General features: G+C 65.5%; 11 protein-coding genes and 1 pseudogene. 9 read left to right on the top strand and 3 right to left on the bottom strand.

Annotated elements, in window-relative coordinates:
• Nucleotides 1-9: 9 nt before the first annotated feature.
• Nucleotides 10-1,746, bottom strand: a complete 1,737-nt coding sequence (locus AC3WJB_RS04860) for an IlvD/Edd family dehydratase (protein WP_492679262.1) — start codon at nt 1,744-1,746, stop codon at nt 10-12.
• Between the two features lie 128 nt (nt 1,747-1,874).
• On the opposite strand from AC3WJB_RS04860, the gene AC3WJB_RS04865 reads away from it, so the two are divergent.
• The 4 genes from AC3WJB_RS04865 (at nt 1,875) to AC3WJB_RS04880 (ending at nt 7,996) form a co-directional block, all read left to right on the top strand.
• The gene (locus tag AC3WJB_RS04865) at nt 1,875-2,780 is read left to right on the top strand and encodes an SMP-30/gluconolactonase/LRE family protein (protein ID WP_492679264.1); all 906 of its coding nucleotides are present in this window, start codon (nt 1,875-1,877) and stop codon (nt 2,778-2,780) included.
• A 5-nt stretch (nt 2,781-2,785) separates the two neighbouring features.
• Nucleotides 2,786-3,547, top strand: a complete 762-nt coding sequence (locus AC3WJB_RS04870) for an SDR family NAD(P)-dependent oxidoreductase (RefSeq protein WP_492679266.1) — start codon at nt 2,786-2,788, stop codon at nt 3,545-3,547.
• Between the two features lie 293 nt (nt 3,548-3,840).
• Nucleotides 3,841-6,231, top strand: coding sequence for a TonB-dependent receptor (locus tag AC3WJB_RS04875; protein WP_492679268.1), 2,391 nt, complete (start codon nt 3,841-3,843; stop codon nt 6,229-6,231).
• Between the two features lie 430 nt (nt 6,232-6,661).
• Nucleotides 6,662-7,996: an arsenic transporter gene (locus AC3WJB_RS04880; protein WP_492679270.1), complete on the top strand. Its 1,335-nt coding sequence runs from the start codon at nt 6,662-6,664 to the stop codon at nt 7,994-7,996.
• On the opposite strand, the gene AC3WJB_RS04885 is transcribed toward AC3WJB_RS04880, so the two are convergent.
• Nucleotides 7,890-9,119, bottom strand: coding sequence for a winged helix-turn-helix domain-containing protein (locus AC3WJB_RS04885; RefSeq protein ID WP_492679272.1), 1,230 nt, complete (start codon nt 9,117-9,119; stop codon nt 7,890-7,892). The genes AC3WJB_RS04880 and AC3WJB_RS04885 overlap by 107 nt on opposite strands.
• 433 nt (nt 9,120-9,552) lie before the next feature.
• Here AC3WJB_RS04885 and AC3WJB_RS04890 point away from each other — a divergent pair, with 433 nt between their 5' ends.
• The 5 genes and pseudogenes from AC3WJB_RS04890 to AC3WJB_RS04910 form a co-directional block, all read left to right on the top strand.
• Nucleotides 9,553-10,947, top strand: a complete 1,395-nt coding sequence (locus AC3WJB_RS04890; protein WP_492679274.1) for a chymotrypsin family serine protease — start codon at nt 9,553-9,555, stop codon at nt 10,945-10,947.
• Entirely contained in the window at nt 10,944-11,975 is a 1,032-nt protein-coding gene (locus AC3WJB_RS04895; RefSeq protein ID WP_492679276.1) for a phosphotransferase family protein, read from the top strand. The genes AC3WJB_RS04890 and AC3WJB_RS04895 overlap by 4 nt, the downstream gene beginning before the upstream one ends.
• Complete coding sequence (locus AC3WJB_RS04900; protein ID WP_492679278.1) at nt 11,963-12,862, top strand: T3SS effector HopA1 family protein; 900 nt, start codon at nt 11,963-11,965, stop codon at nt 12,860-12,862. The genes AC3WJB_RS04895 and AC3WJB_RS04900 overlap by 13 nt, the downstream gene beginning before the upstream one ends.
• Complete coding sequence (locus AC3WJB_RS04905; RefSeq protein ID WP_492679280.1) at nt 12,859-14,103, top strand: lanthionine synthetase LanC family protein; 1,245 nt, start codon at nt 12,859-12,861, stop codon at nt 14,101-14,103. Before AC3WJB_RS04900 ends, AC3WJB_RS04905 begins: the two co-directional genes overlap by 4 nt.
• Nucleotides 14,104-14,275: 172 nt before the next feature.
• Nucleotides 14,276-14,422, top strand: a pseudogene (locus tag AC3WJB_RS04910) (pirin-like C-terminal cupin domain-containing protein); the annotation flags it as partial.
• Nucleotides 14,423-14,485: 63 nt separating this feature from the next.
• On the opposite strand, the gene AC3WJB_RS04915 reads toward AC3WJB_RS04910, so the two are convergent.
• Nucleotides 14,486-15,898: a mannose-1-phosphate guanylyltransferase/mannose-6-phosphate isomerase gene (locus AC3WJB_RS04915; protein ID WP_492679282.1), complete on the bottom strand. Its 1,413-nt coding sequence runs from the start codon at nt 15,896-15,898 to the stop codon at nt 14,486-14,488.
• Between the last annotated feature and the right edge of the window lie 107 nt (nt 15,899-16,005).

Here is a 16,005-nt window from a genome sequence, read left to right on the forward strand (position 1 = left end):
GGATCGCTCCTAGTAGATGTCCGGTTCGGGAATGGGCGCCGTGCCGGCAAGGAAATCGAAGTCGCAACCCTGCGGCGCCTGGCCAACGTGGGCGACATGCAAGGCTCCGAAACCGCGCGGGTAGATCGATGGCGGCCGTTGCCAACGCGTGCGCCGGGCCTCCAGCGTTGCGTCGTCGACCAGCAGCTCGATCCGTCCGGCAGGCACATCCAGCTCGATCTCGTCGCCGTTTTCAACGAGGGCCAAGTTGCCGCCGATCGCCGACTCCGGTGCCACGTGCAGCACGCACGTGCCGAAATGCGTGCCGCTCATGCGTGCATCGGAAATGCGCACCATGTCGCGCACGCCTGCGCGCAGCAGTTTCTGTGGTATCGGCAGGCCGCCCCATTCAGGCATGCCGGCGCCCACCGGGCCGGCGTTCTTCAGCACCAGCACGCTGTCCGCGTCGACCTCGAGTGCCGGGTCGTCGATGCGCTGTTGCATGTCCGCGGCGTTCTCGAAGACCACCGCGCGGCCACGGTGCCGCAGCAATCCCGGAGTGGCCGCGCTGGGTTTGATCACCGCGCCCTGCGGCGCCAGGTTGCCCCGCAGCACGGCCAAGGCCGGTGCGTCGGTGACTGGGTGGTCGAGGGGGCGGATAACCTCGTGATTCCAGACCTTGGCACCTTTGATATTCTCGGCCAGGCTGGTGCCGGTGACACCGAGGCAATCGGTGTCGAGCAGGTCGCCCAGCTCGGCGAACAGCGCGCGGCTGCCACCGGCGAAGTACAGGTCCTCCATCAGGTACCGGCCGGCCGGCATCAGGTCGGCGATCAGCGGCACGCTGCCGGCGCGGCGGGCGAAGTCGTCCAGGCTCAGCGCAATGCCCGCGCGCCCGGCCATCGCGATCAGATGGATCACGGCGTTGGTGGAACCGCCGATCGCCAGCTGCACCGCGATAGCGTTTGAAAAGCTGGCGGCGCTGAGCCAGCGCTGCGGTGTCCAGTCCTCCCACGCCATCGCCACTGCGCGTTCGCCTACCGCTCGCGCCATGCGCGGATGGGCCGAATCGACGGCGGGGATGGTGGCGGCGCCAGGCAGAGTCCAGCCCAGGACCTCGGCCAGCAGGGCCATCGTGGAGGCGGTGCCCATGGTGTTGCAGGTGCCGCATGAACGTACCGACACGGTGGCCAGCTCGCGCCAGTCCGCTTCACTGATCTGCCCCGCGCGCAGTTGATCCCAGTAGGCGCGCGTATGCGTGCCGGTGCCGATCGTCTGGCCGCGCCAGCGCGTGCTCAGGGTTGCGCCGGCGGGCAGGTACAGCGCCGGCAGGCCGGCGCTGGTTGCCCCCATGATCAGGCCCGGCGTCGTTTTGTCGCAGCCGCCAAGCAACACTACGGCATCCAGCGGATGACTGCGGATCAGCTCCTCGGTTTCCATCGCCAGCAGGTTGCGATAGAGCATCGTGGTCGGCTTAACCATCACCTCACCCAGCGAGAGTGCCGGCAGTTCAACCGGGAACCCACCCGCTTCCAGCACCCCATCCTTCACCGAGCGTGCGCGATCGCGCAGGTGGCCGTGGCACGTGCTCAGGTCACTCCAGGTATTGATGATGCCGATGATGGGCTTGTCGGCGTAGTCTTCCCGGCGTACACCGGTCTGGAACATGCGCTGGTGATGGGCGAATGCCCGCATGCCCGCGGCACCGAACCAACGCTGGCTGCGTAGTTCCGTGGCTGGTTTGCGAGGGCGGCTTGGCTGGTTCATCTGATGACGGTCGGGATCCTAGGACCCACAGTGTGCGATGAGGCGACACGATTGCACAGTCACGGCGCTGCGAATCACAAGTCATGTGTAATATATCATATAGTCTATAAGGACACGTGGAGGGTGCGATGACGACGTCTGCGGCAACCCCAGGCACCAGCGAGGGCCCCGGCATGTTGCGGCTCACGATCGACGCCCGCGCCGGGTTGGGCGAGTGCCCTCGCTGGTCGGTTCGCGAGCAGGTGTTGTATTGGGTCGACATCGCCGCTTGTTCCCTCAACCGCTTCGATCCAGCCAGTGGGGAGAACCGCAGTCGGGTGTTCGACGAGCCCGTGTCCTGCTTCGCCGAACGCCGCAAGGGCGGCTTCGTGCTGGCGATGCGCAATCGCTTCGCCTTGATCGATCGGTTCGAAGCGCCATTGTGCTGGCTGGGCGAGCCGGTGGAGGTGCCTGCCGGCGGGCGCTTCAACGATGGTCGCTGCGACGCCAATGGGCGCTTCCTGGCCGGCACGATCGATTTTGACGAGTCCGGTGGTGCGCTCTACCGGGTCGACGCTAGGGGCGCGGTGACATGTCTGGTCGACGGTGTGCGCAGTGCCAACGGCCTTGCTTTCAGCCCAAACGGCAACACGATGTATTGGTCGGACACGCGCAACCACATCGTTCGTTGCTGGGACTACCACGTGGCCAGCGGCGCCATCGGCGATGCGCGCACGTTCGCGGAATTCGAGCCGGGTAATGGACGTCCGGATGGCGCCAGCGTGGACGCGGACGGCTGTTACTGGTCGGCACTGTACGATGGCGAGCGGGTGGCACGTTTCGCACCCGACGGACGACTTCTCGAAGAGGTTGCCATACCTTCGCGCCACGTCACCATGATTACATTTGGTAGCGACGACCTGCGTACCGCGTACGTCACCACGGCGCGGCAGCAACTCGGCACCGGGGAGCTCGCTCGTCATCCGTGCAGCGGCGGCATTTTCAGCTTCCGGGTTAAGGTACCCGGCCTGCCCGAATCATCCTTTGCGGGTTGATCACAATGTTGCGGAATCGCTATCCCAGTCTTGCTGGCAAGAGGGTATTCATCACCGGGGGCGCGTCGGGCATTGGGGCTTGCCTGGTGCGGCGGCTGGCCGAACAGGATGCGCTGATCGGCTTCATTGATCTCGATGCCGAGTCCGCGAAGGAACTTGTGCGGACGTTGACAGCCGGAGGTCATGCCGCTCCCTGGATGCGCCAGGTGGATGTGCGCGACATTGGCGGCTTGCAGCGGGCCATCCGCGACTTTGCGGCGGTTCACGACGGGCAATTGGACGTGCTGATCAACAACGCAGCCAACGACAGTCGCGTGCCGTTCGGCGAGGTGACGCCCGAGTCCTGGGACGCCAGCCAGGAAGTCAACCTGCGTCCGCACTTTTTCGCCATGCAGGCCGCCGTTTCCCTGATGCCTTCCGGAGCATCGATCATCAACATGGGTTCGGTCAGTTGGCGCCGGCGGCGTACCGGCTTTACCGGCTACACCACGGCCAAGGGCGGCATCCACGCGCTAACGCGCACCATGGCACAGGAGCTCGGCACGTGCGGCATCCGCGTCAATTCGATTGTGCCTGGTGCGATCAAGACGGCACGGCAGATGCGGCTTTGGGTCGATCCAAAGTTGGAGCAAAGCTTCATCGACGAGCAGGCACTCAAGTTCAGGCTTGAACCCGATGACGTGGCTGCCATGGTGCTGTTCCTCGCCTCGGATGATGCGCGTGCCTGCAGCGGCCAGGACTTCCTAGTCGACGGCGGCATCGTCTGACCCTGGCGTGACTGATGGGTTGAGTGCGTCGGCGATTTGATGACGGCCACGATCGGAATCACGTGAACGGCGCTTTGTTGGTTGTGTATGGCGCCGTTCGGCCTGCGCCTGTGCTTGTCCGGCGCCAACGCAGCCAGGATCAAAAGCGGGAGTCGCGGATAGTGCGCCGCAGCATTATTTCCGCATTGAATCGGCCGCACAAACCAAGTTGACTTCACGTCTTATGTCTTATATAAGCTATAGGTATAAGACTACCTTGTGTCAGCGATTCATCATCCGAATTGGAGGGGAACATGAACCAGCGTGTATTGGCACTTGCGTGTGCGGCAGCCTTGATATCTTCAGCCCCGCTTGCTGCTTTGGCGGTGGATGCGCCTGCCGACCAGTCGGCTCCGGCCCCCCAGGAAAACCAGGATGCTGCGGCTCCGGCCACCAAAGGCCGAGTTCAACAGTTGCAGGCGGTGACCGTTACCGCTGAGAAGCGCAAGGAGGACCTGCGCCAAGTCCCAGCCGCAGTGACTGTCATCACCCTGGACACCCTGGCTCGTGCGAATACGCCCAACACCGCATCGCTGATCCAGCTCGTACCGTCGCTGACGTTCCGGCAGGGCACGACCAACCTCAACTCGTCACTCAACATCCGCGGCATCGGCACGTTGTCATTCAGCCCCGGCAGCGAGCCCAGCGTTTCCACCGTCATCGACGGCGTCGTGTACGCGGAGTCAGGGATGGCATTTACCGATTTACTCGATCCCGAGCGCGTTGAGGTATTGCAGGGACCCCAAGGTACGTTGTTCGGCATCAACGCGTCTGGCGGTGTAATGAACATCGTCACCACCAGCCCGACCAACCAGAGGCAGGGCTACGTCGAGGCTGGCGTATACAACAACAACCAGTTCCGCACGCGAGGCATGCTTTCCGGGCCGCTAAGCTCGACCTGGAACGGCCAACTCAGCTATGAGTATGGCAACTTCGAAGGCAATGCAAAAAACTACTTCAACGGTGAAAAAACCAATGGGTTCCAAAATGGTGGGGTCCGCGGCAAGTTGTTGTGGAAGCCCAGTGACAAGGTGACAGGCACCTTTATCCTCGACTACAGTCGCGCCAACAACAACTGTTGTGGCGACGCCATCAATATTGTCCGGAGCACCCCCGCCAACGACGTCGTCAGGGCGCCGAGCCTGGCCCCCGTGGTTCCGTCGTCGCACAACATCAACATCAATAACGACACCCTGCCGCTGACCCAGGACACCAGTTACGGCGTTTCTGCACAGTTTGATTGGACCCTTCCAAACGATTCGACGTTGACCTCGATCACCGCCTTTCGGGACTGGTTCAATCGACAGCGTCGGGACGGCGATTTCATGCCCAATGCACCTGCATTCGTGAATTCATCGGTGCCCGGTGGCAATACGCAACTGATCGACAATGGCACGATTTCCCTGAAACAGTATTCGCAGGAGTTGCGCCTGGCATCGTCGACGGATCAGCCATTCAAGTACGTGCTCGGAGCGTTCCTTTTTCACGCCAATATCCACGATTTCTTCTCGCGTCGGGACAATCGCTGCGACTCCTCCACGCTGGCGCCGTTGGCCAATGGCATCATTCCGTGCGATACGACCTCCACGTATTCATCGGCCATCGGCGTCGAGCACGACCAAGTCAAGCGTGACAACTACGCCGTGTTCGGGCAGGGGACCTATTCGTTCACCGACACCTTCCGTGGAATATTTGGCGCGCGTTATAGCTTCGACAAGCTGAGCTATTCACTCGCCCGGGTCACCGACAGGACCGGGTACGCCGGCATTGGTGGGAGTTTTGCCAACAGCGACAGCACCACCGAAAATAACGTATCCGGCAAGCTCGGCCTGCAATTCGACCTGACGCCAAACAACATGACTTACTTGACCTTCAGCCAAGGCTACAAGGGGCCCGCCTACAACGTCTTCTTCAACATGTCGGCGAACAATACCGCGCGTTTGGATCCGGAGAAGTCCAACAATTATGAGCTTGGTTTGAAGTCGAACCTGTTCGACAACCACCTCGCCTTGAACTTGAACGCGTTCTACTCCAAGTACCGGGGCTTTCAGACCAACAGCTTCGTCCACGTCAACGGGGTCATCATCACCAACCTGATCAACGCCGGCAAGGTGAGTACGCGCGGCGTGCAGGCCGATTTCAGGGCCACCCCGGCCGCCGGATTGATGCTCAGCGGCGGTGTCGCCTACACCGACGCCAAGATCGACAAGTTCCTGTGCCCGGTCGGGGCACCTCTCACCTGCTCGTATCCGGATGGTAGGCCGTTACCTTATGCGCCAAAGTACAAGGCGGTGGTCAATGCGAGTTACGAGCTGCCGACGTCTTTGCCATTCGTCGTTAGCATGAACACCAATTACTCTTGGCAGTCCAAGCAACAAATGGACATTGGGCAATCGCCGTATACGATCCAGCCGGCTTATGGCATCTGGAACGTGGGCATCAAGTTCGCCAACGACAACGACACGTATTCGGTGACCCTTGTGCTGCAGAACATCCTGGACAAGTTCTATGCCACGGCGCTGGTGCCGGATAGTGCGATGGGCGTCGTCAATGGAGTTGTTGTGCCAGCCACCACTTTCGTGCGTATCCAGTCGACGCAAGATTCCCGGCGCGTCGTGGGTATCGTTGGTCGAATCAACTTCTGATTGGAGCGCCTGCTTGGCGGCTCCCATGGATGCGGCGCAGGTTCCTTCCTGCAGTGCCAGGCTGAACCAAGGGTCGTTGAGTGTTGTGGACGCGGAACTCGACGGGCATGAGCCCGTCGAGGCTGTCATTGGTAATCGTGCTGCTGTGATCAGCGGCCCAGCACTCGGTTTGGACGCGCGCTTGCTCCGAGCGTCGTGATGCCCGGCCAGGCGCAGCGCTGCGCAAGTGGCTCGATGGCTCGATGGCCCGGTCCTGGTGGCGGTCGGCGTCGTCCGGTGCAGATGGCCCGGTTCATTGGGTAAAATTACTCAGCACATCGAGTGATTCGTATGAACTGCCGCGCTGCGTATGGGTCGAAGGATGGACGTCGTCGGCGCGGTGCGGGGCATGCCGCGGACGCTGCCGTGGCGCGGCGCCTGGAAGCGACCCATGCTCGTTGAACCCGGCGCGATGTGGCCGGCGCTGGCCATCCTGGTGGGGACGCTGATCCTGGTGGTCTGGCAGCCGCGGGGCCTCGGCATTGGCTGGAGCGCGCTGGCTGGCGCGGCCGTGGCGCTCGCGGTCGGGGTGGTGAGCTGGGCCGATGTCGGCGTGGTGTGGCACATCGTGTGGGACGCCACATTCACCTTTGTCGCGCTCATCGTCATCTCGGTGATCCTGGACGAAGCCGGCTTCTTCGCCTGGGCAGCCTTGCACGTGGGGCGCTGGGGCGGTGGCCGCGGGCAGGCGTTGTTTCCGCTGGTGGTGGTGCTGGGCGCGGTGGTGGCGGCGTTTTTTGCCAACGACGGCGCAGCCTTGCTGCTCACCCCGATCGTGATCGCCCTGCTTGCGCGGCTGGAGTTCCCGCCGGCGGCGGCGCTGGCCTTCATCGTTGCCACTGGTTTCGTGGCTGACGCCACCAGCCTGCCGCTGGTGGTCTCCAACCTGGTCAACCTGGTCACGGCCAATTATTTCGCCGTGGGCTTTGGCCGCTATGCGGCAGTGATGCTGCCGGTCGACCTGGTGGCCTTGGCGGCGACGCTGGTCGTCCTATGGCTGGCGTTCCATCACTGCATTCCCCGGCGTTACGAAGTGGCCCGGCTCGATGCGCCGCACGCCGCGATCAAGGACGTCCTGGTGTTTCGTGCGGCCTTTCCCCTGCTGGCGACCCTGCTCGTGGCCTATTTCGTCACTGCGCCGCTCGGGGTGCCGGTGGCCCTGCTGACCGGCGCGGCGGCTGCCGTGCTCCTGGCGATTGCCGGGCGCTGGTGGCGGCGCGGCCGCGGGGCGGTGGTGCCGGTGGCGCGGGTCCTGCGCCAGGCGCCGTGGCAGATCGTGCTGTTTTCGCTGGGCATGTACGTGGTGGTCTACGGGCTGGGCAACGCGGGGCTGACCGGGCTGGCCGCCGGTGCCTTGGAGTGGTTGGCGGCGCGCGGTGCGCTGGTGGCCACGGTCGGTACGGGCTTCCTCGCCGCGGCCCTCGCATCAGTGATGAACAACCTGCCATCCACCCTGGTCTCGGCGCTGGCGATCGGTCACGCCCAAGTGCCGGCCGCGACGCGCGAGCTGATGCTGTATGCCAGCGTGATCGGCAACGACCTCGGCCCCAAGCTCACCCCGATCGGCAGCCTGGCCACCCTGCTCTGGCTGCACGTGCTGGCTGGCAAGGGCTACCGCATCAGTTGGGGCCAGTACATGAGGCTTGGCCTGTTGCTGACCCCGCCGGTATTGCTGGTGACGCTGCTCGCGCTGTACCAGTGGCTGCAACTGCTGTCGACGCCATGAGGGCGGACCCCGATTCGAACATGCCCGCAGCCTGACTCGCCCGGGTGCGCGTTGGCGGCGCCATGGCCACACGGGGATGCAAGCGCGGCAGCAACTGGTTGACGACGTCGTCCGCGATGGCGTCTTCGAGCGTCATCAGGTTGTCGTGTGGTGGAGCATATTTGGCGCTCCAAACCACGTATCCATCCCTTGCATCGATCAGCGCGATGCGCACCCGCCAGCAATCGCCGGCGCGTTGCACGCTGCCTTCGAGGATGCTGGTTGCACCAAGCTTGCCGGCTGCCGCGCGCAGGTCCAGCGGTTGCTCGCGGAATACCAGGGTTGAGGTTCGCGCGGCGACGTGCATTCCGGGATAGGCGCCAAGGCGATTGATCAGTTCGTCGCTCAGGCCATCGCCCAGGTCACGCGTATCCGGTTCCGGGCCCAGGTTGGCAAATGGCAGCACCACCAGCACGACTGGTTCGGTGGTTCCAAGGGCGGTGAGGGATCCTGGGGATCTCGCGCTCGTTGGGGCAAACGCCACCGGTCGCAACCACAGCACGCCGAACGTCGTGAGCGACGCGAGCACCAGCAACGCCACGGTCATGCCCCACGTTGTGTGATACCGCGCGGGCACTGGCGGTTTCACGCCTGTGGTCGGTGCCGTGGCCGCACAAATCGGCGTGGGCGCACGCTCGCCGAGGGTGATTTTCTGCGTCTGCCAGACGACCGAGAGCGTGGCCCCCAAGCCCGAGGTCAGCGTCCGTTCTGCTTCCGGCGCGGTACTCCCGGGCACCGTGGATGCCACCCAGAAGTCAGGCGGCGGCGCGACTGGCGCCACCCACTGTACGCCGCGCCCATGCAGGGTACGGATGATGGTTTGCTGTGCCCCATCATCACCGAGCACACGGCGTGCCTTGTACAGCAGTTGACGCAGCGTGGTATCGCCGACGGGCCGCTTGCCCCACAAGGCATCGACGATCTCCCGCCGATCCATCGCGCGCTCGCGGTTGTCCAGCAGTACCAGGATCAGGTCGAGGACCCGATCTTCCAATTCCACCGGCACGCCGTCGCACAGCAGCCGACGTTTCGACCGCTCCAGAGTGAACTTGCCGAACCGGCATGTGGTCGCCGGTCGCGTCATGTCCGTCGCCCATCCCACCGTAGTGGCCTCGGCCTTGGGCTGGCTGGAATGATGCCACGGCGCGCTTCATGACGGCGTGAAGAACGGCGTTGCGGGCGCAATGACGGCAGTGCCTGGAGTGGTTGGGTGCGGTGTCCCGACCCGTTCGGCAAAGCGCTGCGTCGGGCCGCGACGCGGCGTAACGATGCGTCACGCTTCGTGACGTGACCTTGGCGGAGACGGCGCGTATTTTCACCGACCCCGGTGGCGCGCGCCGGCACGTGACCATCACCGAAAACGCGGATGCAGCATCGCCGCGCCAACACGCCGCGAACCGGTCCCTTGGCTGGTCGCGGATGCCGCGCCGTGCCCATGCACGGGGCGGCAATCGGCCAGGACGCATCCGCAGGAACTTCAGGCCCGAACGGGCCACCACTGAAGAGGATCGACCATCATGCCTGCCAAGAAGCTGACGCACGCCGAGATCCGGCCGGTTAAGCAACGTATCGAGGACGAATTGCTGGCACGCCCTGGAGTCGTGGGCGTGGACATCAACGAGAAGGTGTCCGACGGCAAGCCGACGGGCGAGCTGTCCATCGTGGTGTATGTCAAAGAGAAGAAGCCCAAGGGCAAGCTGCGCGCCGGTGAAATGATTCCGGCCACGATCGAAGGCATCCCGACTGACGTCAAGGAAGAAAAGATCGAATTGCAGGCGGCGGCAAGGGTCGCACTGGCCGAGGTGACCCCGCTGGTCGATGCCACCAAATACGCCACGTTGCATGGCGGCATCAGCATGGGGCCGTGCCGCTCGGTGCACCTGGATCCACCCGATGTTCCCAGCCCGGGTGACTACATCTTCGCCGGTACCCTCGGGGCATTGGTCACCGACCGGACCACCAAGGCACAAATGGCGCTGACCAACTTTCACGTGGCCTGCGTCGACAGTACCTGGGCAGTGGGCAACGCCCAATGCCAGCCGAGCCGGGTGGATGGGGGGTCCTGTCCAGGGGACACCTTCGGCACCTTGACCCGGGCGACCCTGAGCACCCACGTCGACGGCGCCGTGGTGACACTGCAGTCCGGACGGACCACCGACTGCTCGATCGAGGAAATCGGCGCCGTGAAGGGCCAGGCCGCGGCGGTGCTCAACTCGGCGGTGCGCAAACGCGGTCGGACCACCGGATTGACCTATGGAACGGTCAACTCGGTCGACGCCAGCGTGACGATCAATTACGGCGACGGCCTCGGCAACCACACGCTCAAAAACCAGATCCGTATCACGCCGGACACGTCCCAGAGCGCCATGTTCAGCGACCATGGTGACTCGGGCTCGGTCGTGGTGGATGGCGCCAACAAAGTCGTCGGGCTTTTGTTCGGCGGCAGCAATGTGGCGACCTATGCCAATCCCATTCAATTTGCACTCGACGAGTTGAACGTGGATCTGTGCGTGAAGACGCTCAAGTGGGTGACCAGGCCGATCATTTGCGAGCCGATCGTCACCAAGCCGATCGTCTGCATGGTCAGGACCAACACCGTGATTTGCCAGATTGCCACCAGACCCGAGATCTGCCGCATCCTGACGACGCCCGCCATATGCCTGATCAAGACGAAGGTGTGCCCGGTGCCGACCCGCGCTTGCCCGCCCGTGTCCCTGGCATGCGGGCCGGGGCGGGGTCCCGGCACTGGACCGGGGCCACTCGGGCCCTCGTCGGCGGGCGAGGGCGGTGCCGGCGCGCTGGACCAGCTGTATGGCAGCCCCGGAGTGGACCCGACCGATGAGGCGTTTTGGCTGGGTTACTACACCGCCCTGGATGCGCTCGATCGCGCCGAGCAGCCTGAGGAAGAATGAACTGCGCCTTGCGCGGCGCCCAGCTCGCCAAGCTGGTGCGCCGCCTGGTGGATGAGGGCGTGATCGACGCGGACGCGGCGCGCGATGGGCGGATCACGGTCACCGATTTGTCGCGCTCGAACCCGGTGGGTCTGGTATGCCTCGATGGTTGTCCGGAGATCGTGGTCAAGGGCGGTACGATTGCCCGCGACGGCGTGGATCCCGTCCCGGCTGAACTTGCCGCCTACGAATGGCTGGGCATGTCAGCCGAGACGGCGCGCCTGGCCCCCGCGCCACTGCTGGCGGTGGCTGGCGACTCGGCGGTCGTCAGTCAGTGGTTGCCCGGCGCCGTGTCGCTGCACGCTGCGCTTGCAGCGGATGCAAACGCGGGCGAGGGCCTGATTGCCGAGGTCGGGCGCATGTTGGGGGTCCTGCACCGGGCCCGTCATGGACTGCAGCGGCTGGCGACCCGGCGGCCGTGGGTCCTGGACGTCCCTGCGGGCCGCGTACCGGTCATCGCCCTCGACAATGCCCCGGCGAGTCGGCTGGTCGACACACTCCGGCAATGCCCCCAGCTGCTCGCGACGATCGCGAGCGTGGACGCAACCTGGGTGCCACGCGCGATGATCCATGGCGACATCAAGTTCGACAACATCCTGGTGGCTCCCGATCGCATGCTTTTCGTGGACTGGGAACTGGCGGGCCTGGGACCGCCGGCCTGGGATCTGGCCGGGATCGTCGACGGTTTGTTGGTTCCCGCGTGCATCCAGGGCGATTGCGAAATGGTGGATGCGGCGTACGTCGCGCAATTGGCCGAGCCAGCGCTGGCAGCGCACCGCGCCGCTGCCGGGGCCGAATTCAGCCCGTCACTGCCGGAGCTTGCGGCGGCGACGGCGGCGCGCCTGGCGCAGACGGCGACGCAACTGGCCGCCATGGGCCATGATTCCCCTGATGCGGCGGCCGGCGCGCCCCGCGTGCTCGCGAAGGCGGTCGAGCTCGCCGGTCGGCTCGCATCCCTGCCGGCGCCGGCGGCCGCGTGTGCGCTGTAGCGGCCAGCGCCGACGTCACCGCGTCGGTCGAGGATGCGCTTGAACTGCTGTCGGCCAGTGGTTGCAGCGACCCCGTCTCGCGCGCCGAAGTGCTGTACGCGCACTGGTACGTCCGGGCACGCCCCGGCTTTACCGTGCCGCCCGGATGTCCACCGGACCTGGTGGAGATGTTGCGTACGGCACACGCCGGTTATCGGGTCTGGGAGGACGGGTGGCGGGTAGAGCACGTCGGCTCGCGCGGGCAGGCCATCGTGCGTCGTGGCAGCAACGTGTGCCTGCTGGAGCTCAGCGATTATGCCCCGGCCACGCGACGCGGTTTGCTCCCGCGGCCTGGCGACGTGGTGTCGGCAGTGACACGGCGGGACCGCGTCGAGCCACGCGACGGATGGTGGCGCGCGGCCGGGCCCGCGTGGTCCTGGGCGCGCGCGCCACGTGGCACCGTCCGCCTGTATTTCGCCGCCGGCATCAGCGTTCTTCCTGACCTGGTCGGGGCTCTCACCGGCATGCTCGCAAACGAGACATCGCCATGGATGCTGAAGTGCGCCACGGACCCGGCGCAGTACGCTCGTGCCGATGCCGTCATCGCGTACCTGGTGCCCGGCGCGCTCAAGCGCCATGGAACGCAGATCGTCGCGTTGATGGAATCCTGCAGCGATGGCGAGTTGGGCGACGTGCCGTCGCTGACGTTGCCCGTGGTGCGGGGATTGGCCGCGGCTGTCGATCCGGGAGGCGATGAAAGTTTTGGTACGCATCGTTGCCGGTTGGTGGCGGAGGGGGCGGATGGTGGCGTGCAGGGCGTCCGCGCCAGATTCGCGGCCGACGGGATCAGCCTGGAACGGCCATGGGCGCGGGAAATGGACCGGCTGCTGCCATGGGAAAGCGCGTGAACGCCATCGATACGACGCCGTTGCGCGCGTGTGCCGGGCGTGCGGCCGACGTGCTGGTGGAGACGGCGATGGTGGTTGGCGGGACATCGACGTGGCTGGGAGTCGCTGCCGGCAGCACCGACGAGAGTGACAACGCCATCTACTCGACGGGACAGGTCACGCTGTACGACGGCAGTGCCGGCATCGCGATGGCGGCATGGTCGGTCGCCTGCGCGCTGGGTCGCGATGATCTGGCTAACGTAGCCCTCGGCGCCGCACGCCATGCTCTCGCCAGCCGTGACGCGTCGGCGGCCATGGGACTGTTCGATGGCTTGGCCGGCATTGGCCTGGCGGCATTCGAGGTGGGCACGCGCGCAGGTGACCGGAAATTATGTGCCGGTGGGCTGGACGTCCTCGGGCAAGTCGCTGCCGCCCCGCCAACGGAGGTCGACCTGATTGGCGGGAGCGCGGGCATCATCCTGGCCCTGTTGCGCGTGGCCGAACTGACGGGCGCCGAGCGCTGGCGAACGGCGGCACGCACGCATGGCGAGCACTTGCTCGCCACCGCCAATCGTCATCCCTGGGGTTGGGGTTGGCCGCTTGCGGCCTTTGACGGCGGCGAACTGTGCGGCCTCGCCCATGGCGCGGCAGGTATCGCCTGGTCCATGGGGGCGCTCGCCGCCGCCACCGGCGACGCCCGTTTCCTGGCGGCCGCCGATGGCGCGCGTCGCTATGAACGCAGCTGGTTTCAGCGCCTGGAGAATAATTGGCCGGATCTGCGGGTAACCACGCAAGCGGCGTCCGGGGCAGCCCTCACCTGTCCGGCATTCTGGTGCCACGGCGCGACCGGGATCGGCATTTCCCGGCTGGCGTTGTTCCGGCTGGACCCGCACCCGGCGCTCATTGCCGAAGCCACGTCGGCGCTGCAGGCGGCAACCAGTGCGGTGTCCCAGGAGCTGGACGACTATCCGGCGGCAGGCCTGACCCTATGTCACGGCCTCGGCGGCAGCTTGCTGTTGTTGGCCGCCGCGCATCACGCCCTGGGGGAGGCCAGCCATCTCGAAGCGGCACGTTGGCTGGCGGCGCAAGCGCTCGATCGGCTTGGATCGGACCCGTGGACGTGGCCCTGCGGCGTCCCCAATGGCGGCTTCAGCGCCGGCCTGATGACTGGGCTCGCCGGTGCGATGTACGTATTGTCGCGCGTTGCCGAGTCCGGTGAGGCCGACCCGCTGGCCGTGCTCGGTGACCAGGGGCCAGCCTGACCGGCAGCTTGTCGGGACCTCCAGCCGCCCGGCGCGTGGGCAGGCGGCCATGCCCCCTCCGGCGTCATTCCTCCTCTCCGTCGTCATTCCCGCGAGGCGCTCTTCAACAGCCGAAGGCTGGTCAAGCGGGAATCCAGGCTCTTGAACTCTCGGCAGCGGTCCCGCACGGGCCTTGCTGCTGGCTGGCTAGCCGCTCAACGAACCGGTGGTGCGCCATGGTCCGTTCGTGATGAGCAACGAGGCCGAGCTGCGCCAGGCCTTCGAGGATTACCGCTCCGGCCGCATGGGCGAAATCACGCGCCAGGCCACCATCGGCTGACGGAGCCTGCGGCGCAGGTTGCCGCTCGGGCGATGCGTTTCGCTGCCGCGCGCCGGGGCGGGCTCAGGCGCGGCCGTAGGCGTCGTCGTAGCGGACGATGTCGTCTTCGCCGAGATAGCTGCCGGACTGCACCTCGATGAGCTCCAGCGGCAGCTTGCCGGGGTTGCGCAGACGGTGCCGGCTGCCCAGTGGGATATAGGTGCTCTGGTTCTCCGGCAGCAGGAAAACCTTGTCGTCGCAGGTGACCTCGGCGGTGCCGGAAACCACGATCCAGTGCTCGGCGCGATGGTGGTGCTTCTGCAGGCTGAGCACGGCGCCGGGCTTGACCACGATGCGCTTGACCTGGAAGCGCGGACCCTGCTCCAGCGAGTCGTAGGTGCCCCAGGGCCGGTGCACCAGGCGGTGCAGCTCGTACTCGCTGCGCCCGGCGGCCTTCAGTTGCTCGACGATCTTCTTCACGTCCTGCGCGGCATCGCGATGCGCGACCAGGGTGGCATCCGGCGTGGTCACCACGATCAGGTCGTCGACGCCGACGGTTGCGAGCAGATGGCGGTCGTGCGAGCGCAGCAGTGAGTTGCGCGTGTCCACCGCCAAGGTGTCGCCTTCCCGTCGATTGCCCTCGGCGTCCTTGTCGCCGGCGAACCACAGCGCCGACCATGAACCAATGTCGCTCCACCCGCAGCCCACCGGGATCACGGCGGCGCGTCGGGTCTTTTCCATCACCGCATAGTCGATGGACTTGTCGGGGGCCTGCGCGAAGGCCTCCCGGTCGATGCGCACGAAGTCCAGGTCGGCGCTGGCCTTCGCAAAGGCCGTGCGCGCCGCGGCCAGCATCTGCGGTGCGTGCGCGTCGAGCTCATCCAGATAAGTGGAGGCCTTGAACAGGAACATGCCCGAGTTCCAGTCGTAGCCACCGTCGGCAAGATACGACTGGGCCGTGGCCAGGTCTGGTTTCTCGACAAACTGGCCGACCCGATAGCCGTGATCGTCGATTGCCTCGGCACGCCGGATGTAGCCGAAGCCGGTGTCTGGCCGATCCGGGCGGATGCCGAAGGTGACCAGCCAGTCGTTTGCGGCAAGCGATATCGCTCGAGTCACCGCCTCGACGAATGCCCTGGTGTCACCGATCAAGTGGTCGGCCGGCAGCACCAGCAACAGCGCTTCGGGATCACGCTGCAAGGCCTGCAAGGCACCCAGCGCGATGGCTGGGGCCGTATTGCGCGCAAACGGCTCGAGCATGATCGCCGCGCCCTCGATGCCAGCCCGAAGCAACTGGTCGGCAGCGAGGAACCGGTGATTCTCGCTGGCCACCACGATGGGTGCGGCGACGTCCGGCAACTGCCGGGTACGCGCGAGGGTCTGCTGGAACAACGTCTCCTCGCCGGCCAGGGGCAGGAATTGCTTGGGAAAGTCCTTGCGCGATACTGGCCAAAGCCGCGTGCCGCTGCCGCCACTCAGGATCAAGGGGATCAGCATGAAATGACACTCCTGGTGGGGTGGATGCACCGCGGGCGGGCGTGTGCATGTCGCGGGCCCGGGAATCCTGGGGAAGCCTTCTCATCCGTCATTCCCGCGAAAGCGGG

Source organism: Rhodanobacter sp. FW510-R10 (assembly GCF_058781105.1).